23 protein-coding genes are annotated in these 22,171 nt (G+C 69.5%); 16 read left to right on the top strand and 7 right to left on the bottom strand.

Going from position 1 to position 22,171, the window contains the following annotated elements:
• Window positions 1-177 precede the first annotated feature (177 nt).
• Both NQ152_RS01820 and NQ152_RS01815 read left to right on the top strand, forming a co-directional pair.
• Window positions 178-1,695, top strand: coding sequence for an ABC transporter permease (locus NQ152_RS01820; protein ID WP_257502409.1), 1,518 nt, complete (start codon window positions 178-180; stop codon window positions 1,693-1,695).
• Window positions 1,696-2,880 (top strand): ABC transporter permease, encoded by a 1,185-nt coding sequence (locus NQ152_RS01815; protein ID WP_257522800.1) that lies wholly within the window; start codon window positions 1,696-1,698, stop codon window positions 2,878-2,880. It abuts the gene before it with no gap.
• Between the two features lie 11 nt (window positions 2,881-2,891).
• Here NQ152_RS01815 and NQ152_RS01810 read toward each other — a convergent pair whose 3' ends face one another.
• Window positions 2,892-3,500: a PH domain-containing protein gene (locus tag NQ152_RS01810; RefSeq protein WP_257502411.1), complete on the bottom strand. Its 609-nt coding sequence runs from the start codon at window positions 3,498-3,500 to the stop codon at window positions 2,892-2,894.
• Between the two features lie 32 nt (window positions 3,501-3,532).
• On the opposite strand from NQ152_RS01810, the gene NQ152_RS01805 reads away from it, so the two are divergent.
• From NQ152_RS01805 to NQ152_RS01770, 8 genes are all read left to right on the top strand, one after another.
• Window positions 3,533-5,332 (top strand): ABC transporter ATP-binding protein, encoded by a 1,800-nt coding sequence (locus NQ152_RS01805; RefSeq protein WP_257502412.1) that lies wholly within the window; start codon window positions 3,533-3,535, stop codon window positions 5,330-5,332.
• A 118-nt stretch (window positions 5,333-5,450) separates the two neighbouring features.
• Complete coding sequence (typA, locus tag NQ152_RS01800; RefSeq protein ID WP_257502413.1) at window positions 5,451-7,364, top strand: translational GTPase TypA; 1,914 nt, start codon at window positions 5,451-5,453, stop codon at window positions 7,362-7,364.
• 76 nt (window positions 7,365-7,440) lie between these two features.
• The gene (locus NQ152_RS01795) at window positions 7,441-8,190 is read left to right on the top strand and encodes an AzlC family ABC transporter permease (RefSeq protein WP_257502414.1); all 750 of its coding nucleotides are present in this window, start codon (window positions 7,441-7,443) and stop codon (window positions 8,188-8,190) included.
• Window positions 8,187-8,501, top strand: a complete 315-nt coding sequence (locus NQ152_RS01790) for an AzlD domain-containing protein (RefSeq protein WP_257502415.1) — start codon at window positions 8,187-8,189, stop codon at window positions 8,499-8,501. Before NQ152_RS01795 ends, NQ152_RS01790 begins: the two co-directional genes overlap by 4 nt.
• Before the next feature lie 47 nt (window positions 8,502-8,548).
• Window positions 8,549-8,935 carry a DUF6113 family protein gene (locus NQ152_RS01785; protein ID WP_257502416.1) on the top strand — a complete coding sequence of 129 codons (387 nt, stop codon included), beginning with the start codon at window positions 8,549-8,551 and terminating at the stop codon, window positions 8,933-8,935.
• A 9-nt stretch (window positions 8,936-8,944) separates the two neighbouring features.
• Window positions 8,945-9,265, top strand: a complete 321-nt coding sequence (gene fdxA / locus NQ152_RS01780) for a ferredoxin (protein WP_257502417.1) — start codon at window positions 8,945-8,947, stop codon at window positions 9,263-9,265.
• 4 nt (window positions 9,266-9,269) lie between these two features.
• A complete protein-coding gene (gene dapC, locus NQ152_RS01775; RefSeq protein ID WP_257522799.1) occupies window positions 9,270-10,376 on the top strand; it encodes a succinyldiaminopimelate transaminase in 1,107 nt (368 codons plus the stop codon).
• A gap of 195 nt (window positions 10,377-10,571) precedes the next feature.
• Window positions 10,572-11,873, top strand: coding sequence for a citrate synthase (locus tag NQ152_RS01770; protein WP_257502419.1), 1,302 nt, complete (start codon window positions 10,572-10,574; stop codon window positions 11,871-11,873).
• 123 nt (window positions 11,874-11,996) lie between these two features.
• On the opposite strand, the gene ppk2 is transcribed toward NQ152_RS01770, so the two are convergent.
• The gene (ppk2, locus tag NQ152_RS01765) at window positions 11,997-12,899 is read right to left on the bottom strand and encodes a polyphosphate kinase 2 (RefSeq protein WP_257522810.1); all 903 of its coding nucleotides are present in this window, start codon (window positions 12,897-12,899) and stop codon (window positions 11,997-11,999) included.
• A 60-nt stretch (window positions 12,900-12,959) separates the two neighbouring features.
• Entirely contained in the window at window positions 12,960-13,916 is a 957-nt protein-coding gene (dapD, locus tag NQ152_RS01760; protein WP_257522798.1) for a 2,3,4,5-tetrahydropyridine-2,6-dicarboxylate N-succinyltransferase, read from the bottom strand.
• A gap of 47 nt (window positions 13,917-13,963) precedes the next feature.
• On the opposite strand from dapD, the gene dapE reads away from it, so the two are divergent.
• The 3 genes from dapE to NQ152_RS01745 all read left to right on the top strand — a co-directional run bounded on the left by dapE (window position 13,964) and on the right by NQ152_RS01745 (window position 16,536).
• Window positions 13,964-15,040: a succinyl-diaminopimelate desuccinylase gene (gene dapE, locus NQ152_RS01755; protein WP_257502421.1), complete on the top strand. Its 1,077-nt coding sequence runs from the start codon at window positions 13,964-13,966 to the stop codon at window positions 15,038-15,040.
• Window positions 15,022-16,269: a mannosyltransferase family protein gene (locus NQ152_RS01750; RefSeq protein WP_257522797.1), complete on the top strand. Its 1,248-nt coding sequence runs from the start codon at window positions 15,022-15,024 to the stop codon at window positions 16,267-16,269. Before dapE ends, NQ152_RS01750 begins: the two co-directional genes overlap by 19 nt.
• 93 nt (window positions 16,270-16,362) lie before the next feature.
• Window positions 16,363-16,536: a DUF3117 domain-containing protein gene (locus NQ152_RS01745; protein WP_257502423.1), complete on the top strand. Its 174-nt coding sequence runs from the start codon at window positions 16,363-16,365 to the stop codon at window positions 16,534-16,536.
• 78 nt (window positions 16,537-16,614) lie between these two features.
• On the opposite strand, the gene NQ152_RS01740 is transcribed toward NQ152_RS01745, so the two are convergent.
• Window positions 16,615-17,250, bottom strand: coding sequence for an O-methyltransferase (locus tag NQ152_RS01740; RefSeq protein WP_257522796.1), 636 nt, complete (start codon window positions 17,248-17,250; stop codon window positions 16,615-16,617).
• Between the two features lie 72 nt (window positions 17,251-17,322).
• On the opposite strand from NQ152_RS01740, the gene NQ152_RS01735 reads away from it, so the two are divergent.
• Window positions 17,323-17,712 (top strand): Sec-independent protein translocase TatB, encoded by a 390-nt coding sequence (locus NQ152_RS01735; protein ID WP_257502425.1) that lies wholly within the window; start codon window positions 17,323-17,325, stop codon window positions 17,710-17,712.
• A 6-nt stretch (window positions 17,713-17,718) separates the two neighbouring features.
• Here NQ152_RS01735 and NQ152_RS01730 read toward each other — a convergent pair whose 3' ends face one another.
• From NQ152_RS01730 to NQ152_RS01720, 3 genes are read right to left on the bottom strand one after another with little or no spacing between them, the layout of a single operon-like run.
• Window positions 17,719-18,867, bottom strand: a complete 1,149-nt coding sequence (locus NQ152_RS01730) for an Mrp/NBP35 family ATP-binding protein (protein WP_257522795.1) — start codon at window positions 18,865-18,867, stop codon at window positions 17,719-17,721.
• Window positions 18,864-19,394 (bottom strand): DUF1003 domain-containing protein, encoded by a 531-nt coding sequence (locus NQ152_RS01725; RefSeq protein WP_257522794.1) that lies wholly within the window; start codon window positions 19,392-19,394, stop codon window positions 18,864-18,866. The genes NQ152_RS01730 and NQ152_RS01725 overlap by 4 nt, the downstream gene beginning before the upstream one ends.
• A complete protein-coding gene (locus tag NQ152_RS01720) occupies window positions 19,394-20,710 on the bottom strand; it encodes a magnesium transporter MgtE N-terminal domain-containing protein (protein ID WP_257522793.1) in 1,317 nt (438 codons plus the stop codon). Before NQ152_RS01720 ends, NQ152_RS01725 begins: the two co-directional genes overlap by 1 nt.
• 63 nt (window positions 20,711-20,773) lie before the next feature.
• On the opposite strand from NQ152_RS01720, the gene NQ152_RS01715 reads away from it, so the two are divergent.
• Together NQ152_RS01715 and NQ152_RS01710 are read left to right on the top strand one after the other, a co-directional pair.
• Window positions 20,774-21,484, top strand: a complete 711-nt coding sequence (locus tag NQ152_RS01715) for a general stress protein (protein ID WP_257522792.1) — start codon at window positions 20,774-20,776, stop codon at window positions 21,482-21,484.
• The gene (locus NQ152_RS01710) at window positions 21,481-22,167 is read left to right on the top strand and encodes an alpha/beta family hydrolase (protein WP_257522791.1); all 687 of its coding nucleotides are present in this window, start codon (window positions 21,481-21,483) and stop codon (window positions 22,165-22,167) included. Before NQ152_RS01715 ends, NQ152_RS01710 begins: the two co-directional genes overlap by 4 nt.
• The last annotated feature ends 4 nt before the right edge of the window (window positions 22,168-22,171 follow it).

The raw sequence follows: 22,171 nt of genomic DNA, 5'->3' as shown, positions 1-22,171 counted from the left end.
CGGCGGCCCGGGCCCGCCCGCGGGCGCCGCGGGCCCCCCGGGGGGGGGGGGGGGGCGCCCCCCCCCCCCCCCCCCCCCCCGCCGCGTTAGACTCCTCTCAGTGGTAGAGCACGCGGACCAGCAGTACACGCTCTCCAACTGCTCGCGCTGATTCACCGATTGGCAGGCGGCCACACCATGGCTTCATTCATCATCCGGCGGTTGATCGCATCGATCTTCGTGCTCCTCGCCGCCACATTCCTGATGTACGTCCTCACGGCCTTCTCGGGAGATCCCCTAGAAGACCTGCGGCAGGGCAATGCGCCCAACAAAGCCGAGCTCATCGAGTCTCGCACCAAGCTTCTGAACCTCGACGTCCCGCCCCCGCTGCGCTACTTCCTGTGGCTCGGCGGCCTGTTCCGCGGCGACTTCGGGGTCAGCATCCAGAACCAGCCCGTCAACGCGATGCTGGGCAACGCGATCACGGCCACGCTGACGCTGGTCACCACGGCGACGATCGTCGCGATCGTGCTGGGCATCATCGTCGGTATCGTCTCAGCGCTGAGACAGTACAGCGGCTTCGATTACAGCGTCACCCTCATCTCCTTCCTGTTCTTCTCCCTGCCGATCTTCTGGGTCGCGGTGCTGCTCAAGCAGTACGGTGCGATCCAGGTGAACAACTGGCTCAGCGATCCGCGGATATCCGTTCCGGTGATCATCATCGGCTCGCTCGTGACCGGATTGCTCTGGATGTCGCTGATCGGCGGCAGGTGGAAACGCCGCCTGATCGTCCTGGCGATCTCCGCGGTGGCGACCGGTATCGTGCTGACCTACCTGTCGGTCACCGAGTGGTTCGCGGACCCGAGCATCGGGATCATCGTCTACAGCGCGCTGGCGCTGGGCATCGCATTCGGGGTCACGGCGATCTCCACCGGGCTGCGCAACCGCAAGGCCGTGTACGCGTCACTGACCGTGGCGGTTCTGGGCATCGCGCTGTACTTCCCGATGATGAACTACATCCTCAACGGGATGACGCTGTGGTTCTTCCTGCTGCTGGTGGTGCTCACCATCGTCGTCTCAGCCGCGATCGGATGGTTCTTCGGCGCCCCCGACCGCGGTCCCGTGATGCGCACAGCCGCGATCGTCGGCTTCCTGGTCGCCGCCCTGGTCGCCCTGGACAAGTACATGTCGTACTGGCAGGCGTACTCGAACTCCAGCCGCATCCGGGGTCGGCCGATCGCCACGGTGGGCGCATCGACCCCCGGTCTGGGCGGCAACTTCTGGGTCCAGGGCATCGACCTGTACACGCACCTGCTGCTGCCGACCATTGCGATCGTCCTGATCTCGTTCGCCAGCTACACGCGGTATTCCCGCGCGAGCCTGCTCGAGGTGATGAACCAGGACTACATCCGCACGGCGCGGGCCAAGGGCCTCACCCAGCGCACCGTCATCGTGCGCCACGCGTTCCGCAACGCACTCATCCCCATCACGACGATCATCGCCTTCGACGTGGGTGCGATCGTCGGTGGTGCGGTCATCACCGAGACGGTCTTCGGCTGGACCGGCATGGGCCGGCTGTTCGTGGACGGACTGGCAGCTCACGACCCGAATCCGGTCATGGCGTTCTTCGTCGTGACCGGCACGCTGGCCGTCCTGTTCAACCTCATCGCGGACCTCGTCTACGCGGCCCTCGACCCGAGAATCAAGGTGGGCTAGATGAACACCACAGTCGCAAACGACCCCGGCTCGCAAGACACCGAAGCCGTCGCGCAGATCTCCATCGAGCAGAAGGAGACCGAGGGCCTCAGTCAGGGTCAGATCGTCCGCCGCCGGTTCTTCCGCCACCGTGGTGCGCTGGTCTCGATGATCGTCCTCGCACTGATCATCGTCATGGCGTTCACCTCGGTCGGCGTGAACCTCTGGGGGCTGCGCATCACCGGCTGGTGGCAGTACTCGTGGGAGCAGATCCCGCCGAAGATCAACAACGGTGTCCCGACACTCAGCCTGTGGCCGCTGCAGCTGGGCGACCACCCCTTCGGCCAGGACGAGGTCGGTCGCGACATCTTCGCCGTCGTCATGCGCGGTGCGCAGCAGTCCATCATGGTGATGGTCATCGCCGGCGTGGTGGCCACGACGATCGGCGTGGTGATCGGTGCGCTGGCCGGGTACTACCGCAAGTGGACAGACTCGGTGCTGATGCGCTTCACCGACATCATCATCACGATCCCGCTCATCGTCATCGGATCGGTACTCGGAAACACGTTCGGAAGCCTCGGCGCGGCCGTGCTCGGCGTGGTCATCGGCATCTTCGCGTGGACGACCATGGCACGACTGGTCCGCGGCGAGTTCCTCTCACTGCGCGAACGCGAATTCGTCGACGCGGCGCGCGTTTCGGGTGCCCGCGACCGGCGGATCATCTTCCGCCACATCCTGCCCAACGCGGTCGGGGTCATCGTCGTCAACGCCACACTGCTGATGGCCGGCGCGATCCTGCTGGAGTCGGCGCTGAGCTACCTCGGCTTCGGAGTGCAGTCACCGGACACGTCGCTCGGAAAGATCGTCTCGGACAACCAGGCGGCCTTCTCCACCCGTCCCTGGCTGTTCTGGTGGCCGGGCATCTTCATCATCGCGATCGCGCTGTGCGTCAACTTCATCGGCGACGGCCTGCGCGACGCGTTCGACCCGCGTCAGAAGAAGATGCCCAGCGAGCGAGCGATGGCGCGGGCCGGACGAGCGTCCGGTCCGATCGCACCGAACGGCAACGCCACTGCAGGCACGGATGCGGCGTCCGTGACCGTCGGCATGCAGACCGCCTTCACCGGAGACGTGGTCAACTTCAACGATCCGCGGCCGGAGGAACCCGGCGACGTCCAGCACAAGCCCCTCGATCCGGAGCGGTGACGGTGCCCCGGCTAGAGCAGCAGACCGATCAGCGTCGCAGCGGCCAGCGCCGCAGTGGTGATGATCGTCGCCCAGTGCCACGTCGCGGTCATCGCGTCCCGGTCGACGCCGTGCGCGAACGCTCCGGCGTCGCGCAGACCCTCCCAGCGCCCGCGGATCACCTGTGCCAGGTTGCCGGTGGGCGTCGTGATGGCGTCGGCGGGGCGCAGCGAGCCGTGCGCGCCGCGGGCGGACGCACCCACCCCGTCGAAGTCCTTGTGCGCCAGCCCCAGCGTGCGGTGGCGGCCGGGAGCCGGCGCCGCCCACACGCCGACGCGTCCGGCGACGGTGTGCAGGGTCAGGGCGTAGCGGGTGTCGATCGCGGTGATCGCCGGCCACGGCACGAAATGCGTGCGCAGCACGTTCACCACGGTGATGCCGTGCTCCTGGACGGTCAGGCTCGGACGCCAGAACAGCGCCCACGCCACGAACGCCACCAGGACGATCGGCCAGACGTAGCGGATTCCGTCCGCGGCATCCGTCCAGAACAGCACCACCGCCCCCAGGGCGCACACCAGCACGGTCACGGCGGCGAGGATTCGCCCGAACACCGGTCGGTAGACAACCTCTTGGAACGCCATGAGCTCAAGTTTCGCAGATGGGAAACCACCACATGACTGACATCACAGGCATCGGTGCCGAGATCGCGGCGTCGCACCGGGCCCTGCCCGAGAAGATCCTCCAGGTCGAGAACCTGGGCGTCGAATTCTGGGTCGAGGGCGAGTTCTATCCCGCCGCCATCGACATGAACTACACCGTGCGCCGCGGCGAGGTGCTGGCCATTGTCGGCGAGTCCGGCTCGGGCAAGAGCACCAGCTCGATGGCGCTGCTGGGCCTGCTGCCGGAGAACGCGCGCGTGACCGGTTCGATCAAGCTGCTCGATCGCGAGCTGCGCGGCGTCGACGACTCGACGCTGCGCGCGCTGCGGGGCAACGAGATCGCCGTGATCTTCCAGGAGCCGATGACCGCGCTGAACCCGGTGTACACGATCGGCTTCCAGATCGTGGAGGCGCTGCGCTCCCACAACGCGTCGCTGGCGCCCTACGAGGCAAAGGCGCGCGCAATCGAACTGCTCGGCCTGGTCGAGATGCCCAACCCGGTGCAGTCATTCGACAAATACCCGCATCAGCTCTCCGGGGGTCAGCGTCAGCGCGCGATGATCGCGCAGTCGATCTCGTGCGACCCTCTGCTGCTGATCGCCGACGAGCCCACCACGGCGCTGGATGTGACGGTGCAGGCGGAGATCCTGGACCTGCTGCGCAACCTCCACAAGCGCCTGGATTCCGCGATCATCCTGATCACCCACGACATGGGCGTGGTCGCAGACCTCGCCGATCGCATCCTGGTCATGAAGAGCGGCGAAGTGGTCGAATCCGGCACTGTCGATGAGATCTTCCACGCGCCGCAGCATCCGTACACGCAGCAGCTGCTGGCTGCCGTCCCGCACCTCGGTCTGGGCGTGTTGGAGGAAGCCGACGTCAGCGTCGCCGAACTGATCGTCGAGGACCCGGCCGTTCCGGTCATCGCGCAGATCCGCGAACGCGCGTCCGAGGCCGCCGAGGACGTGGACGCCCGGCCGCCGGTGCTCCTGTTCGAAGATGTCGCCATCGACTACCCGAAGCGTGGGCGCATCCCCGCCTTCCGCGCCGCCGAGCACATCAACCTCGAGATCCATGCGGGGGAGATCCTCGGTCTGGTGGGGGAGTCCGGATCGGGCAAGACCACCCTGGGACGCGCGGCGATCGGGCTGCTGCCGATCGCCGAAGGCAAGCTCACCGCCGTCGGCACGGACATCTCGAACGCGTCGCAGAAGGACCTCCGCGCGATCCGGCGCCGCACCGGCATCGTCTTCCAGGACCCGGCATCCTCCCTGAACCCGCGGATGCCGATCGGACAGTCCATCGGCGAACCGCTGCTTCTGGCCGGGGAGGCCAAGGGCAAGGAGCTGGACAGGCGCGTGGAGACGCTCCTGGACCAGGTGGAACTGCCCCGGTCGTACCGCAACCGCTTCCCGCACGAGCTCTCCGGCGGTCAGCGTCAGCGCGTCGGCATCGCCCGCGCCCTCGCCCTCGCGCCGGAGCTGCTCGTCGCGGACGAGCCGACCTCCGCGCTGGACGTGTCGGTGCAGGCGCGGTTCCTGGAGCTCCTGCAGGAGATCCAGGGTCGTCTGCAGTTCGCGTGTCTGTTCATCAGCCACGACCTGGCCGTCGTGGACATCCTGGCGCACCGCATCGCCGTGATGCACCTGGGCAAACTCGTCGAGACGGGCACGCGCGATCAGATCCTGCGCGGCGCATCGGACCCGTACACGCAGCGCCTCATCGCCGCCGTGCCCGTGCCCGATCCGGAGGAGCAGCGGATCCGCCGGGAGGCGCGCGCCCTGCTTCTGGACGCGGAGAGCCGGGCCGGCTGAGCCGTTCGCGGAGCTGCACGGAGGGCGTCGCCGCACGGACGCGGCAGACGTTCAGGCGCTGACCGGTAGAATGTATCAGCCCGGTTCCGGGCGATTCCCCGTTCTGCAAGGATTCTTCATGGCGCGCGCCCTCCGTTCAGACCTCCGCAACGTAGCGATCGTCGCCCACGTCGACCACGGCAAGACGACGCTCGTGGACGCCATGCTGCGCCAGACCGGGTCGTTCGGATCGCACGAGCACATGGAAGAACGCGCCATGGACTCGAATGACCTCGAGCGCGAAAAGGGGATCACGATCCTCGCCAAGAACACCGCGATCACCTACAAGGGCGTGCACGCGACCGACGGTCCCGTCACCATCAACGTGATCGACACGCCCGGCCACGCGGACTTCGGCGGCGAAGTCGAACGCGGCCTTTCCATGGTCGACGGCGTCGTGCTGCTCGTGGACGCGAGTGAGGGCCCACTGCCGCAGACCCGGTTCGTGCTGCGCAAGGCCCTCGAGGCGAAGCTGCCCGTGATCCTGCTGGTGAACAAGACGGACCGCCCGGACGCGCGGATCGCCGAAGTCGAGGAGGAGAGCCACGACCTGCTGCTGGGGCTGGCCTCCGACCTGGTCGATGATGTGCCCGACCTGGACGTGGACGCCCTGCTGGACGTGCCGGTCGTGTACGCGAGCGGTCGCGCCGGTGCGGCATCCCGCAACCGTCCGGAGAACGGATCGCTGCCGGACAATGACGACCTGGAGCCGCTGTTCGAGGCGATCCTCGAGCACGTGCCCGCGCCGTCCTACGACGACGAGGCCCCCCTGCAGGCATGGGTGACCAACCTCGACTCCAGCCCGTTCCTCGGACGCCTCGCGCTGCTGCGCGTGTTCAACGGCACCCTCAAGAAGGGGCAGACCGTCGCCTGGGTCCGTGCCGACGGAACCACCAGCAGCGCCCGGATCACCGAACTGCTCAAGACGCGCGCTCTGGAGCGCTACCCCGCCGAAAGCGCCGGTCCCGGTGACATCGTGGCGATCGCCGGGTTCCCGGACATCACCATCGGCGAGACGATCGCCGACCCCGACGACGTGCGGCCGCTGCCGCAGATCCACGTCGACGAGCCGGCGATCTCGATGACGATCGGGACCAACACCTCGCCGCTGGCCGGAAAGGTCAAGGGTCACAAGCTGACTGCGCGCCTGGTCAAAGACCGTCTGGACCGCGAGCTGATCGGAAACGTCTCGCTCAAGGTCGTCGACATCGGCCGTCCCGACGCGTGGGAGGTCCAGGGCCGCGGTGAGCTGGCGCTGGCGATCCTGGTGGAGAACATGCGCCGCGAAGGCTTCGAACTGACCGTCGGCAAGCCGCAGGTGGTCACCAAGAAGATCGACGGCAAGGTGTACGAGCCCTTCGAGCACCTCACGATCGATGCTCCTGAGGAGTACCTCGGCGCGATCACCCAGCTGCTGGCCGCGCGCAAGGGCCGCATGGACAACATGACCAACCACGGCACCGGCTGGGTGCGCATGGAGTTCGTCGTCCCCTCGCGGGGCCTGATCGGCTTCCGCACCGAGTTCCTCACCACCACCCGCGGCACCGGCATCGCCAACGCGATCTCGCACGGCTACGAGCCGTGGGCCGGCCAGATCGTGACCCGGCAGAACGGCTCGATCGTCGCGGACCGCTCGGGTGTGGTGACGCCGTTCGCGATCATCGCGCTGCAGGAGCGCATGTCCTTCTTCGTGCAGCCCACCCAGGAGGTGTACGAGGGCATGGTGATCGGCGAGAACTCGCGCAACGACGACATGGACGTGAACATCACCAAGGAGAAGAAGCTGACGAACATGCGTCAGTCCACCTCCGACACGTTCGAGTCGATGACCCCCTCGCGCCAGCTCTCGCTCGAGGAGAGCCTCGAGTTCGCCCGCGAGGACGAGTGCGTCGAGGTCACTCCCGAGATCGTGCGCATCCGCAAGGTGAACCTCGACCAGACCGAACGCGCCCGCGCCACATCGCGAATGAAGCGCCAGGACGCCAACGCCTGATCCGTCGCTGCCGTCGGGCCGCGGACTTCGCTGCGGCCCGACGGCGCCGGACGCACCGGTCGGTAGGCTCGACCGGGTGAGTTCCGAGCCCGCCACTGGGGATGCCGAGAGCCGGCGCGCGTGGCGTCAGGGCCTGAGCGTGGCTCTGGCCACCAGTGCATACGGGGTCTCGTTCGGGGCGCTGGCCGTCGCCGCCGGGCTCGATGTCTGGCAGACGTGCGTGCTCAGCCTGGTGATGTTCACGGGTGGTTCGCAGTTCGCCTTCGTCGGGGTCATCGCCGCCGGGGGACTGGCCGCCGCCCCCGCGGCGATCGCCTCGGCATCCCTCCTCGGCGTGCGCAACATCGCGTACGGCATGCGGATGTCGCCCGTGCTGGGCACCGGCTTCTGGCGCCGCGCGGCCGCCGCCCACTTCACGATCGACGAATCGACCGCCGTGTCGCTGGCACAGACGACGCGACGCGCCCGCACCCTGGGCTTCTGGGTCACCGGGATCGGCATCTACGTCGGGTGGAACCTGTCCACGCTCGCCGGCGCCCTGCTCGGCGACGTGCTGGGCGACCCGCGCGCGTATGGCCTGGATGCCGCGGCCGCCGCCGCATTCCTGGCCCTGCTGTGGCCGCGGCTGCGGCACCGTCAGCCGATCGCGGTCGGCATCGCCGCGGCGGTCGTGGCGACTGTCCTCACGCCCGCCCTGATGCCCGGGGTGCCGGTGCTGGTGGCGGCCGCCGTCGCCGTCCTGGTGGGCTGGTTCAACTGGCTGGGTCTGGGCGTCGAACCGCCCGACGAGCCGGGGGATGTCGCGGAGCGGGAGGGTCTGCCGTGACGCTCTGGAACGCGGTGCTGCTGGCCTCGATCATCTGCGTCGCGCTGAAGACACTCGGCTACCTGATGCCGCAGCGGCTGCTGGAGGCGCCGCGGCCCGCGCGGATCGCGGACCTGCTGACCGTGGCGCTGCTGTCCGCCCTGGTCGCGGTGCAGACCCTCGGCGCCGGGCAGGCCGTCGTCGTGGACGCGCGGATCCCCGCCGTCCTGGTGGCCGCCGGCCTGCTGCTGGTCCGGGCCCCGTTCCTGGTGGTGGTCGTCGCGGCGGCGCTGGTCGCGGCCCTGCTGCGGCTCTGGGGGCTGGCCGCCTGACGGCGGCGAGCGACGAATGCCGTGTATCGGAACGTAAGCTTGCCCGCGTGAAGTCCGCCATCCCCCGCATCGCGACATGGGTCGTCGCCGTCGTCGTCGGCGCCGTGTACGGCCTGGCCGGGACGATCGCGCACGCGTACCGTCTGGGCTGGTTCCCGCTGGGCCTCGTGCTGGCGATCATCGGCAGCGCCGCCCTCCTGGCCGCGGTGCGGCTGCTGACCTCCGATCGCTGGGCGGGTCTGGCCGCAGGGGCCGGCATGATCGCGGCGACGCTGGTGTTCTCGGGTCGGGGTCCCGGCGGTTCGGTCATCGTGCCGCAGACGGACCTCGCCGTCATCTGGAGCATCGCGGTACCGATCCTGGTGGCCGTCGCGGTGGCGTGGCCGAGCCGTCTGGCTGCGCCGGCGACCGACATGGCTGCCCGGTCGAATTAGACTGAACACGTGACGTATGTGATCGCTCTTCCGTGCGTGGATGTGAAAGACCGCGCCTGCATCGACGAATGCCCGGTCGACTGCATCTACGAGGGTGATCGGATGCTGTACATCCACCCCGACGAGTGCGTGGACTGCGGCGCGTGCGAGCCGGTCTGCCCGGTCGAGGCGATCTACTACGAGGACGACCTGCCCGACGAGTGGCAGGACTACTACAAGGCGAACGTCGAATGGTTCGAGGACGTCGGCTCGCCCGGCGGTGCCGCCAAGGTCGGGGTCATCCACAAGGATCACCCGATCATCGACGCCCTTCCGCCGCAGGCTCCGTAACGCCGTGGGCGTCGCCGACCTCGCCGATTACCCGTGGGATGCCGTCGCACCGTATGCGACGCGGGCACGCGCCCATCCCGACGGTCTGGTCGACCTCTCGATCGGGTCGCCGGTGGACCCCACTCCGCGCGTCATCGGCGCCGCGCTGTCCGCCGCGACGGACGCGCACGCCTATCCGCAGACCGTCGGTACGCCCGCCCTGCGGGAAGCCATCGTGGAGTGGTACGCGCGTCGCCGTGGCGTGCCGGGCCTGAGCCCGGAGCACGTGTTGCCCACGATCGGCTCCAAGGAGCTGGTGGCGCTCCTGCCGCTGCTGTTGGATCTCGGCCCCGGTGATGTCGTCGTGCACCCGCGTGCGGCCTACCCGACGTACGAGGTCGGCGCGCGCCTGGTCGGCGCCACGCCGATCGCGGCGGACGACCCGCAGTCCTGGCCGGACGGGACGCGGCTGATCTGGCTCAACTCGCCCGGCAATCCGGACGGACGGGTGCTGGATGCCGACTCCCTGCGTGCTGCGGTGACGCGGGCGCGCGAGCTGGGCGCCGTCCTGGCCTCGGACGAGTGCTATGCCGAGTTGGGCTGGGAGGCGCCGTGGGACGCCGAGCCGATCCCGTCCGTGCTGGACCCGCGGGTGAGCGACGGTGAGGTCCGCGGCATCCTGTCGGTGTACTCCCTGAGCAAGCAGTCGAATCTCGCCGGATACCGTGCGGCGTTCCTCGCCGGCGATCCGGAGATCGTCGCGCGGCTGACTACCGGACGCAAGCATCTCGGCCTGCTGCTGCCGGCACCCGTGCAGACCGCCATGGTCGCGGCGCTCGGGGACGACCAGCACGTCGCGGAGCAGAAGGACCGCTACCGCGCCCGGCGGGCCACGCTCAAGCCCGCGCTCGAATCCGCCGGCTTCCGGATCGATTCCAGCGAGGCCGGACTCTATCTGTGGGCCACCGAGGGCCGGGACGCGTGGGACAGCCTCGGGCGCCTGGCCGAGCTGGGCATCCTCGCCGGGCCCGGCCACTTCTACGGCGAGCACTTCCCCCGCCACGTCCGGCTCTCGCTGACGGCCACCGACGAGCGGATCGCCGCGGCCGCCGCGCGTCTGGGTGCGCGGTGAACGGCGCTGAGGTTTCCTCCAGCCGAATCCGCCCGGCTTTGGCCGTGTCCGCAGTATGCCGACGGGGCCATTAGGCTGTAACGGCGCGGTGACGGTGCATCCCCTGTCATCGCGTCGGCCCTCGGACTCGCCCCACGGTGCGACCCGCAGGGCCCTCGAAACCCCCGGACCGACCAGGAATCGCGAGGAGGCGCCGTGAGCGACGCGGGCACCCAGCAGGACAAAGCCATCCTCACCATCGGTGATCGGACCGCCGAGTTCCCACTGCTTCACGGCACGAACGGGACGATGCCGAGCGTGGACGTGTCCACGTTCACACGGCAGACCGGCCACACGGCGCTGGATTACGGCTTCGTCAACACCGCCGCGACGAAATCCGCGATCACGTTCATCGACGGCGACCAGGGGATCCTCCGGTACCGGGGATATCCGATCGAGCAGCTGGCGCAGAACAGCACCTACCTCGAAGTCGCGTGGCTGCTCATCTACGGCGAGCTGCCCAGCGCCGACCAGCTCGGCGAATTCGATGACCGGATCCGGCACCACACGCTTCTGCACGAGGACCTCAAGCGGTTCTTCTCGGCCCTTCCGCCGACCGCCCACCCCATGTCGATGCTGTCCTCGGCGACCTCGGCGCTGTCGACCTACTACGAGAACCAGTCCGACCCGAACAACCCCGAGCACATCGAGCTGAACACGATCCGGATGCTGGCGAAGATGCCCGTCATCGCGGCGTACGCGCACAAGAAGAGCATCGGCCAGGCATTCCTGTACCCGGATAACAACCTGAGCTTCGTCGACAACTTCCTGAAGCTGAACTTCGGGGTGCTCTCGGAGATCTACGACGTCGACCCGGTGATGTCCCGCGCGCTGGAGCGGCTGCTGATCCTGCACGAGGACCACGAGCAGAACGCCTCGACCTCGACCGTCCGGCTGGTCGGGTCGACCGGCGCGAACCAGTTCTCGTCGATCTCCGCCGGGATCAACGCGCTCTACGGCCCGCTGCACGGCGGTGCCAACGAAGCGGTGCTGGACATGCTCGCGCGCATCCGCGACTCCGGTGAGAGCGTGCAGCGCTTCGTCGAGCGGGTGAAGAACAAAGAAGAAGGCGTGAAGCTCATGGGCTTCGGGCATCGGGTGTACAAGAACTACGATCCCCGCGCGAAGCTCGTCAAGGAATCCGCGGACGAGGTCCTCCAGGCGCTCGGGGTCAGCGACCCGCTGCTGGATCTGGCCAAGGAGCTCGAAGAGCTCGCGCTCAGCGACGACTACTTCCGGGAGCGTCGGCTCTACCCGAACGTGGACTTCTACACCGGCGTGATCTACAAGGCCATGGGCTTCCCCACTCGGATGTTCACGGTGCTGTTCGCGATCGGCCGGCTTCCCGGCTGGCTCGCCCACTGGCGCGAGATGCAGACCGACCCGCAGACCAAGATCGGCCGCCCCCAGCAGCTGTACACCGGGGCGCCCGAACGCGACTATCCCGGCGTGGGCTGATCGGATGCCGCGGCGGCTGGTGCGCCAGCCGTCGCCGCGCCTCCCGGACGGCCGGCTGACTCTTCTGCAGCGCGCACCGGCCGGTGCCGCCTGGCCGCTCGGCAGCGGGGCGTCCGCGACTGATCAGTCGCCGCTGCCGCCGTTCTGTCCGTCCTCGGCTTCTTCGCGATCGGCGATCCTGGCGGCATCCTTCTCGCGCGCGCGCTTGCCCTTGGACGCGTCGATGCGTTCAGCGCGGTGGCGCTTCTCGACCTCTTTGGCGTAGTCCGGAACGTGCGAGGTGAAATCGCGCGGCGGACGTTCGTATCCGCCGGACGGCGGCCGCGGGGGGACGATCACATCCGCTCGCTCGACGACCTCGTAGGGCACCTGGGAGAGCAGGTGGGCGATCGTGTTGATCCGTCCTCGCCGCTTGTCCTCATTGTCGACCTCCCACCACTTCGCCTCCGGGATGTCGGTGTGCACGAACATGGTGTCCTTGGCGCGCGAGTAGTCCTCCCACTTGGTGATCGACAGGACGTCGTTGGGGCTGAGTTTCCAGCGCCGCATCGGGTCGCTCGCGCGGTCGCGGAAGCGGCGCTCCTGCTCGACATCGGAGACGCTGAACCAGTACTTGATGAGGATGATCCCGTCCTCCACCAGCATCCGTTCGAAGATCGGCGTCTGGTGCAGGAAGCGGTGGTACTCGGTGCTGGTGCAATAGCCCATGACGTGCTCGACGCCGGCCCGGTTGTACCAGGACCGGTCCATCAAGACGATCTCGCCCGCTGCGGGCAGGTGCGGCACGTAGCGCTGGAAGTACCAGCGGGTCTTGTCCCGCTCGCTGGGGGTCGGCAGCGCCACGATGCGGGTGACGCGCGGGTTGAGGTACTCCGAGACGCGTTTGATCGTGGAGCCCTTGCCCGCGGCATCCCTGCCCTCGAAGATGACCACGACGCGGGCGCCGGTCGCCTGCACCCACGCCTGCATGTCCACCAGCTTGGCCTGCAGCACCATCAGTTCGGCTTCGTACAGCTTCTTGCCCATGCGTGCGCTCACGAGAGTCCCTCGTCCCCTGCCGCGACCCATGCGCGGACGTTTTCGACCTTACGCGTGCAGCACGTCGTTGAGCGTGACGCCGGCACCCGCGCGGCGCACCGCCTCGATCGCGCCGGTGAGGGAGTTGCGTCGGAACAGAATGCCGCTGCGGCCGGACAGGTCGGCTCCCTTGGCGGTCGCCGGGCCGCCGCCGGCGCGCGGCGGTTCATCGGCGAGCACGATCTTCGAGCCCGCCGTGACGTACAGTCCGGCCTCCACCACGCAGTCATCGCCCAGCGAGATCCCGACGCCCGCATTGGCACCGAGGAGGGTCCGCGCGCCGATCGAGACGCGGTGCGCGCCACCCCCGGAGAGGGTGCCCATGATGGACGCGCCGCCGCCGATGTCGCTCCCGTCACCGACGACCACGCCCTGCGAGATCCGCCCCTCCACCATCGAGGAGCCCAGCGTGCCGGCGTTGAAATTGACGAAACCCTCGTGCATGACGGTGGTGCCGGGGGACAGGTAGGCGCCGAGGCGCACCCGTGCGGCATCCGCGATCCGGACTCCCGGAGGGCTGACGTAATCCAGCAGCCGCGGGAACTTGTCCAGCCCCTGCAGCTGGATGCCGTCGCGGGTGAGGAACGGTCGCAGACGCGCGGCGTCGTCGGGATGCATCGGGCCTGCGTTCGTCCACGCGACGATGGGCAGATGCGAGAAGATGCCGTCGAGGTTGACGGCGTTCGGCGTCACGAGACGGTGCGACAGAGCATGCAGACGCAGGTACGCGTCCGGGGTCGAGGCCGGGGGCTGGTCCAGGTCGACCTCGATCACGACGACGTCGACGTCGACGTCCCGGCGCGGGTCCGGCACCGCGTGGCGGTCCAGTTCGTCCGGCGGAATCGCCGGATCCATCCCGAGCGGAATCCGCCCGGCGGCCGGGGCCGGATACCACGTGTCCAGAACTGTGCCGTCCGCGGATGTCGTGGCCAGCCCGACACCCCATACCCACCGCTGATCGTCCATCCCTCCACGCTACCGGCCCGGCGCCGGGCCATCAGTAGACTCGAGGGATGCCGCCGCTCGATCTGTCCGCGACCTCTGTCGATATCACCAGGATGATCTGCGACATCCCGAGCGTCTCCGGTGACGAGGCGGCTCTGGCCGACCTGATCGACGCGGCGATGCGCGAGCTTGGGCACCTCGAGGTGTACCGCGATGGCGACACCATCGTCGCCCGCACGCAGCTGGGCCGTGCGCAGCGGGTCGTGATCGCCGGGCACATCGATACCGTGCCGATCAACCGGAACCTGCCCACACGGGACGTGGCGATCGACGGCGCACCCTTCGTGTGGGGGCGCGGAACGGTCGACATGAAGGCCGGTGTCGCGGTGCAGCTGAAGCTCGCCGCCGAGCTGACCGATCCCCGGGTCGACATCACCTGGATGTGGTACGACCACGAGGAGGTCGACGCGGATTTGAACGGCCTGACCCGCCTCGCCCGGACCCGCCCGGATCTGTTCGCGGGCGACTTCGCGATCCTGGGCGAGCCGTCCGACGGGGCTGTGGAGGGCGGGTGCAACGGCAACATGCGGGTGATCGTGCGTACGCACGGCGTCCGCGCGCACAGCGCGCGCGCGTGGGTCGGTGAGAACGCGATCCACAGGGCCGCACCGGTGCTCGCCCGGCTGGCCGAGTACACGCCGCGGGATGTCCCCGTGGACGGCCTCGTGTACCGCGAGGGGCTCAACGCCGTCCGGATCAGCGGTGGTGTCGCCGGCAACGTCATCCCGGACCTGTGCGAGATCGAGGTGAACTACCGGTTCGCACCGAGCCGGTCCGCCGCAGAGGCCGAAAGCCACGTGCGCGACGTCTTCGCCGGCTTCGAACTGGACGTGGTGGACGTCGCCGTGGGCGCCCGCCCCGGACTGGACGCGCCCCTCGCCCAGGAGTTCGTGGCTGCGGTGGGCGCCGAGGCGCGTCCCAAGTACGGGTGGACCGATGTCGCACGGTTCTCCGCACTGGGCGTTCCGGCGGTCAACTACGGCCCGGGCGACCCGCTGCTGGCTCATCACGACGAGGAGAGAGTCTCCCACGCGCAGATCGAGGACGTGGAACGCGGACTGCGGGCGTGGTTGAGCGCCTCCTGACGCGCGCGGGTGCGCGCGGCTGGCCCACCCTGTCGGCGCCGCTGCGGATCGGCATCCTGTACCTGGCCGCGCGCGCGGTCACGACGGGCTTCCTGATCCTGGCCGCGTCCCTGGCCGGGCCCGGCTCACGGTTCGGACCGAATGCCACGATCGGCAGCTTTCTGCTCGGCTGGGATGCGCAGTGGTACTGGCTCATCGCGGTGAGTGGTTACCCGACCGAGCTCCCGCTGACCGAGTCCGGGGTGGTGTCCGAGAACCAGTGGGCCTTCATGCCGGTGTACCCGTACCTCGCGCGCATCGTCGGTCTGCCGTTCGAGGCGCTGACGTGGAGCGGTGCGCCGGGGTGGGGCGTGGGCGCGGTTCTCGTCTCGCTCGTCGCGGGCTATCTGGCCTGCCTGGTGCTGTACCGGATGCTGCGCATGCGCATCGATGCGACGGCCGCGACCTGGGCGGCGCTGTTCTTCGCGGCCGGGCCGCTGGCGGCGCTGTTTCATGTGGGGTATGCCGAGTCGCTGTTCCTGCTGTGGCTGTTCCTGTCCCTGTGGCTCGTGCAGCAGCGGCGTTTCGGCTGGCTGTACCTGCTCATTCCGTTGATGGGATTCACCCGGCCTGGTGTGCTCGCGTTCGCGCTGTTCCTCGGCCTGTACGGGATCTGGCGGTGGCTCCGGCGCCGGCACGACGCGCTGCCGAGGCGGCAGGTGGTGCATATCGTGGCCCTCGGGCTGCTGGCAGTCGTCGTCGGCTTCTCGTGGCAGGTCTTCGCCGCCATCGCGACCGGGCGGGCGGACGCGTACCTCGCCACCGAATTGGCGTGGCGACGCACCGCCGTCTCCGCGGAGGGCTTCATCCCCTTCGGCGGGTTCCTCGAGGGCACCGCCATGTGGTTTGGGCGGATCTGGAACCTGGGGGAGGCGACCGGCTACGTGGTCCTCGCGGCATCCGTTCTCGCCATCGCCGCGCTGCTGCTGTTCGAACCGCACGTCCGGCGGCTCGGCGTCGAGACCCGGCTGTGGACGGCCAGCTATCTGGTGTACCTGCTCGCGGTGTTCTTCCCGCAGTCCAGCATCTTCCGCCTTCTGGTCCCGGTCTCCCCGCTGTGGGGCGCGATCGCGCTGCCGCGTTCGACCGCGTACCGGGTGGCGGTGCTGGGCGCGTGCCTGGTGGGGCAGTGGTGGTGGATCTACAACATGTACGCGCTGGCGAATACGGCGTACTGGACCATTCCCTGAGTGGATTTCGCGGTCGGCCGAGAGGGTGGATTATCTCCTGCCGGGCGCGTCGGGATAAACTTGACACGCAGACCACGACGAAAGGGAGCCACGATGGCAGCCATGAAGCCGAGAACCGGAGACGGGCCGATGGAGGCCGTGAAGGAGGGTCGCCTGATCATCGTGCGCGTGCCGCTCGAGGGCGGGGGACGCCTCGTTGTCTCGGTGAACGACGCTGAGGCCAAGGAGCTCTACGACGTGCTCGGTGGCGTCGTCAACGTCGCCTGATCACACGTCAGACGCCGACGGCCGGTCCTGCGGACCGGCCGTTTCGCGTGCCCGCCGCGACGACGCGTCCGGTACGCGTCAGCCGGCCGGTCGGGTGGTCAGCTGCAGCAGTCCTTCGCCGACGATCGAGAGCGCCCCGATCACAGCCGGCGAGGCCTGCGTCTCGTGGATCAGGGAGCGGTAGGCGGCCGTCACCGCGTCGCGGCGCACCGGATCGCTGACCGCGCCGTTGCGCAGCACCCGCGGGACCAGCACGGTGCCGCCCGCTCGCACCAGGCGCAGGCCGTGCTCGACGTATTCGATGACGCCCTCGGGGTCGGCGTCGACCAGGACGATGTCGTATGAGGCTTCGTTCATGCGGGGCAGCACCTCGGCCGCACGTCCGGTGATGAAGCGTGCGCGGGCGGGCGGGATCTTCGCTTCTGCGAAGGCCTGCCGCGCAGCGCCCAAGTGCTCGGGCTCGCTGTCGATCGTCGTCAGCGTCGCCCGGGGCGAGCCGTAGAGCAGCCACAGCCCGGACACGCCAGCGCCGGTGCCGATCTCGACGATGTTCAGCGCCTGCGACGCTGCCGCCAGGACGGCGCACTGGGCGCCCACGGCGGCGCTGACCGGCGCGGCGCCGAGTTCCAGAGCATGTGCGCGGGCGCGCGTGATGTGCTCGGGTTCGATCGTCGCCTCATCGGTGAAGCGGTAGTTCGCGTCCTGCTCGCCCATCGGTGCTCCTTCCCGGTCAGCCTACGCGGCCACGTCGCGCCGGGCGCTCAGGCGCGGCGGTAACCTGAATGCATGTTCTTCGGGCTGACCATCGAGAAGCTCCTGCTGATCGGTGTGGTCGCGGGGCTGCTCATCGGCCCCGAACGGCTGCCGCGATATGCGGAGAACCTGACGCGGTTCGCCAAGCGCGCCAAGGAGTACGTCACGACGGCGAAGACACGCGTGAAGGACGAGATGGGCGCCGACTTCGACGACGTCGACTGGCGCACGCTCGATCCCCGCCAGTACGACCCGCGCCGGATCATCCGCGAGGCGCTGCTGGATGATGCGCCCGTCCCGACGGTGCGCGCCGCAAGCGCGGCGGCTGCCGTGACGTCGTCGAACCCGTTCACGAAATCCGGGCGGGCGACCGCACCGTTCAGCCACGACGACCCGCCGCCGTTCGACAACGAAGCGACCTGACCCGGTTCAGCCCGGACGCAGCGGCAGCGCGCGTCCGGACAGGCCGCGGGGAGCCGCTGCCAGGGTCTGCGCGAGCGCCTCGATCGCGGCAGCGGCGGGATCGGCGGGATGGGCGAGGACCACAGGGGTCCCGGCATCGCCGTCCGCGCGCAGCAGCGTGCTGAGCGGAATCGAGGCGAGCAGCCGGACCGGCTCGGTGCCCTCGGACAGCGCGGCGGCCACTGCCGCGCCACCCCCGGATCCGAACAGCTCGAACGTCGTGCCGTCGGGCAGCACCATGCCGGACATGTTCTCCACCACACCGGTCACGCGCTGCCCGGTCTGACGTGCCACGATGCCGCTGCGGACAGCCACATCGGATGCCGCCGCCTGCGGCGTGGTCACCACGACCACCTCGGCGTTGGGCAGCAGCTGACCGACGGTGATCGCGATGTCGCCCGTGCCGGGCGGCATGTCCAGAAGGAGGACATCGAGATCGCCGAAGTAGACGTCGGTGAGGAACTGCTGCACGGTCCGGTGGAGCATCGGACCGCGCCATGCGACCGCCTCGACCGGAGCGTCGCCGTGGGTGCGGCGCAGGAACATGCCGATCGAGATCACCTTCACCCCGTAGGCGACCGGCGGGAGCATCAGATCGTCGATGCGGGTGGGCTGGGCCACGTCCCCGTGCGCATCGACCAGTCCGAGCAGCGCCGGGATCGAGAAGCCGTGGACGTCGGCATCCACCAGTCCGACCGCCAGGCCGCGTCGGGCCAGGGCGACGGCGAGGTTCGCCGTGACCGTCGACTTGCCCACTCCGCCCTTGCCGCTGGTCACGGCGACCACGCGCGTGAGCGAGCCAGGACCGAACGGCATCTCGCGGGCGGGACGCCCGCCCCTGAGCCGCTCGGTCAGATCACGCCGCTCCGAAGGCGACATCACGCCGACCTCGAGCGAGACGCTCGTGACACCCGGCACGGAGGCCGCGGCGGCGCGCACCTCCGCCGAGATCCGATCGGCGGCAGGGCAGCCGACGATGGTCAGCACGATGCCGACGGATGCGACACCATCGGCCACGGCGATGTCGCGGACCATGTCCAGTTCGGCGATCGGGCGCCGCAGTTCGGGATCGATCACCGCGCCGACCGCACGCCGCACGGCCTCGTCGGGGCTCACCGCTCGGCGCCACCCCTGGGCGCCGTCGCTCCACGGTCCTGCAGCTGCTCCAGCAGCGCCTTCAGCTCGGCACGCAGCACGTCTCGGGTGACCACGTCCTCGGAGACATCGGTGACCACCATGCGCAACGCGACCACCTCGCGCGCGAGGTACTCCGTGTCGGCGAGGTTGCGTTCGGCACGCTGACGGTCCTGCTCGATCTGAACGCGGTCACGGTCATCCTGCCGGTTCTGCGCGAGCAGGATGAGCGGGGCCGCGTACGACGCCTGCAGGGAGAGGATCAGCGTCAGCAGCGTGAAGTTCGTCGCCCTCGGGTCGAACTGCAGTTCGACAGGCGCCAGGGAGTTCCACAGCAGCCACACGGTCACGAAGACGGTCATCCCGATGAGGAACCCGGAGGTTCCCATTCCCCGGGCGAACGCCTCGGAGAACCGGCCGAACCGGTCGCTGGAGGGCTGCGGGTTGCGACTCAGCATGCCGGAACGGCCGCGGGGCGCGTCGAGCGAGGGCTGCCGGAAACGTGCCATCAGCGTCGTCTCCCGGCCCGGGTGCTCCCGGCGGACGCCGCGGCCGGGGTCGTTCCGGCCGGCGCCGACGGGCGCTGCTCGTCGTCACCGCCCGCGGAGCGCCAGTCGTCCGGCAGCAGATAGTCCAGAACGTCGTCGACGCTGACCGCCCCCACCAGGCGCCGGGCCTTGTCGACCACGGGCAGCGACACCAGGTCGTAGCTGGCCAGCATGCGAGCCACCTCCGCGGCGGACGCCGTGGCCGGCACCGGGTCCAGGGTGTCGTCGATGATCGCACCCAGGCGCTCATGCGGGGGATAGCGGAGCATGCGCTGGAAGTGCACGGTGCCCAGCAGCCGGCCCGTGGGCGTCTCGTACGGGGGGAGGGTCACGAAGACGGCGGCGGCCAGGGCCGGGTGCAGCTCGTGCCGGCGGATCAGCGCCAGGGCCTCGGCCACGGTGGCGTCCGCGGACAGCACGATCGGCTCGCTCGTCATGAGCCCGCCGGCGGTGTCCGGCCCGTACTGCAGCAGTGCGCGCACGTCCTCGGCCTCTTCGGGCTCCATCAGGTCCAGAAGCTGCTCGGAACGGGCGTCCGGAAGCTGGCCGAGCAGGTCGGCCGCGTCGTCGGGTTCCATCGCGTCGAGGATGTCCGCCGCGCGCTCGTCGCCCAGCCGCTCGAGAATATGCACCTGCTCGTCTTCGGGCATCTCCTCCAGGGCGTCGGCGAGCCGCTCGTCGGAGAGCTCCTCGGCGACCTCCAGCATCCGCTCGTCGGGAAGGTCCAGCAGCGTGTTGGCCAGGTCCGCGGGTTTCAGATCGGCGAACGAGGCGACCAGCTGCTCGGCCGACTGCGCTTCGCCCGGGTGTCCCTCGCGCACCTCGTTCCAGGTCGCGAACGTTGTCGGCCCCTTGGCGAAGGGGGAGGCGCTGGTGCGCGGGCGCCGCAGGAACAACTGACCCACGTCCCACTCGCCGAGCCGGTTGCGTTCGATCGCGACGTCCTCGATGACCGCCGTCCCGCTGCCGTCGGTGAGCGTCACGCGCCGGCCGAGCAGCTCGGCCATGACGCGCACCTCGCCGCCGCGCTGCTGGAAGCGTCGCACGTTGATCAGGCCGGTCGTGATGACCTGGCCGGTCGCGATGGAGGTCACCCGCCCGATCGAGACGAAGACGTGGCGGCGGCCGGGGATCTCCACGACCAGGCCCACCACCCGCGGCGGGTCGTCCTTGCGGTAGATGACGACCACGTCGCGCACCTTGCCGAGCCGGTCGCCGGCGGGGTCGAAGACCGAGCACCCCGACAGGCGTGCCACGAAGACCCTCTGCATGCTCACGCGCTCCAGCGTAGCCCGGTGTGCTGGAGAGGGCGGCAGGTGAAGCCGTGGGATGATGGGAGGGTGAGCATCAACGGGAGGTTCCCGCAGAGCCCTGACGACATCGGGCAGAGCATCGCGAGCTTCCCGACGTACGAGGCCGCCCAGAAGGCGGTCTCGACGCTGATCGCAGCGGAGGTGCCCGCGCGCGACATCGCGATCGTCGGGCAGGACCTCCGTTCCGTCGAGCGGGTGACGGGTCGCCTGGGCTACGCCACCGCAGCGCGCTCCGGCGCCATGAACGGCGTGCTGCTGGGTCTGCTCTTCTCCGCCATCCTCGTGATCGGCACGCCCTCGGTGCCGATCCAGGCGTTCGTGGGAGTGCTCTTCGTCGGCATCGCGATCGGGATGCTGATGAGCCTCATCACGTACTCCTTCGTGCGGCGCCGCCGCGACTTCGCCTCCGTCATGCAGGTCATCGCGGAACACTACGAGGTCACCGTCGCCGCCGGCAGCGTGCAGCGGGCGCGCCAGGTGCTGGGCGGACAGGCGCCTCCCCGAGAACGGCCGCCGGTCGCCCCCGCTGCCGCGACACCACCCCCGATCCCGCCTCCCGCGCCGCCGCAGGGGGACGCCGCGGCCGAGCCGCCGCGGTACGGCGAGCGGGTCGCACCGGCCGCCGACGATCCGGCGGAACCGCGCGCTTCGGGCCGGCCCGGGCCGGACGAGCCGACACGGCCCGAAGACGGAGCCGCTGCCGACGACGGCGGAGCGGATCCGCAGCCTTCGCGATGACGGCGGATGAGGCCGAGACGAGCTTCGCCGTTGCGCTTGCGTCCGGCCCGGTGCAGGTCGACGCGGCGTACGGCCGCCCCGACCGCGCGTGGGGGACCATCGTGATCGCCCACGGCGCCGGCGCCGGCTACGCGCATCCCTTCTTGGTCGGTTTCGCCCGCGCGATGCGGGCGGAAGGCCTTGCGACGCTCCGCTTCAACTTCCCCTACGTCCAGCTGGGGCGAAGGATGCCGGGGCCTGCCGCGCATTCGGTCCTCGCCTGGACGGCCGCGATGTCGGTGGCGACGGAGCGGGCGGACGGCGGCCCGGTCTGGGCATCGGGCAAGTCGTATGGGGGACGGATGGCCTCGATGGCGGCGGCAGAGGGCGTCATCCACCCGGCCGGGCTCATCTATCTCGGCTATCCGCTGCATCCCCCGGGCGATCCGGCCAAGGCGCGCGTCGCGCACCTGCCGGCGGTTCCGCAGCCGCAGCTTTTCATCGAGGGGACCAACGACCCGTTCGTCGACCCGCACGCGCAGCTGGAGGACGCGGTGGCCTCGTGCCGGAGCGCATCGATCGCGTGGATCGACGGCGGCGGCCACTCCTTCGAGGTGAAGGGACGCAAGCGCCCCGCCGATGAGATCGGCGCGGACCTGGCCGCACTGACAGCGAGCTGGATGCGCGGTTCGGTCGCGGGCTGAGCGA

The sequence above is a fragment of the Microbacterium sp. zg.B48 genome (assembly GCF_024623505.1).
Taxonomy (GTDB): Bacteria; Actinomycetota; Actinomycetes; order Actinomycetales; family Microbacteriaceae; genus Microbacterium.
Note: the sequence above shows the minus strand (reverse complement) of the source record. Positions and strands in the feature narration are given on the sequence as shown.

What these genes read in the sequence shown, in the direction of transcription:
- NQ152_RS01820 (WP_257502409.1), top strand. Translation starts at nt 178, where the DNA reads ATGGCTTCATTCATCATCCGGCGGTTGATCGCATCGATCTTCGTGCTC.
- NQ152_RS01815 (WP_257522800.1), top strand. Translation starts at nt 1,696, where the DNA reads ATGAACACCACAGTCGCAAACGACCCCGGCTCGCAAGACACCGAAGCC.
- NQ152_RS01810 (WP_257502411.1), bottom strand. Translation starts at nt 3,500, where the DNA reads ATGGCGTTCCAAGAGGTTGTCTACCGACCGGTGTTCGGGCGAATCCTC.
- NQ152_RS01805 (WP_257502412.1), top strand. Translation starts at nt 3,533, where the DNA reads ATGACTGACATCACAGGCATCGGTGCCGAGATCGCGGCGTCGCACCGG.
- typA (WP_257502413.1), top strand. Translation starts at nt 5,451, where the DNA reads ATGGCGCGCGCCCTCCGTTCAGACCTCCGCAACGTAGCGATCGTCGCC.
- ppk2 (WP_257522810.1), bottom strand. Translation starts at nt 12,899, where the DNA reads ATGGGCAAGAAGCTGTACGAAGCCGAACTGATGGTGCTGCAGGCCAAG.
- dapD (WP_257522798.1), bottom strand. Translation starts at nt 13,916, where the DNA reads ATGGACGATCAGCGGTGGGTATGGGGTGTCGGGCTGGCCACGACATCC.
- dapE (WP_257502421.1), top strand. Translation starts at nt 13,964, where the DNA reads ATGCCGCCGCTCGATCTGTCCGCGACCTCTGTCGATATCACCAGGATG.
- NQ152_RS01745 (WP_257502423.1), top strand. Translation starts at nt 16,363, where the DNA reads ATGGCAGCCATGAAGCCGAGAACCGGAGACGGGCCGATGGAGGCCGTG.
- NQ152_RS01740 (WP_257522796.1), bottom strand. Translation starts at nt 17,250, where the DNA reads ATGGGCGAGCAGGACGCGAACTACCGCTTCACCGATGAGGCGACGATC.
- NQ152_RS01735 (WP_257502425.1), top strand. Translation starts at nt 17,323, where the DNA reads ATGTTCTTCGGGCTGACCATCGAGAAGCTCCTGCTGATCGGTGTGGTC.
- NQ152_RS01725 (WP_257522794.1), bottom strand. Translation starts at nt 19,394, where the DNA reads ATGGCACGTTTCCGGCAGCCCTCGCTCGACGCGCCCCGCGGCCGTTCC.
- NQ152_RS01710 (WP_257522791.1), top strand. Translation starts at nt 21,481, where the DNA reads ATGACGGCGGATGAGGCCGAGACGAGCTTCGCCGTTGCGCTTGCGTCC.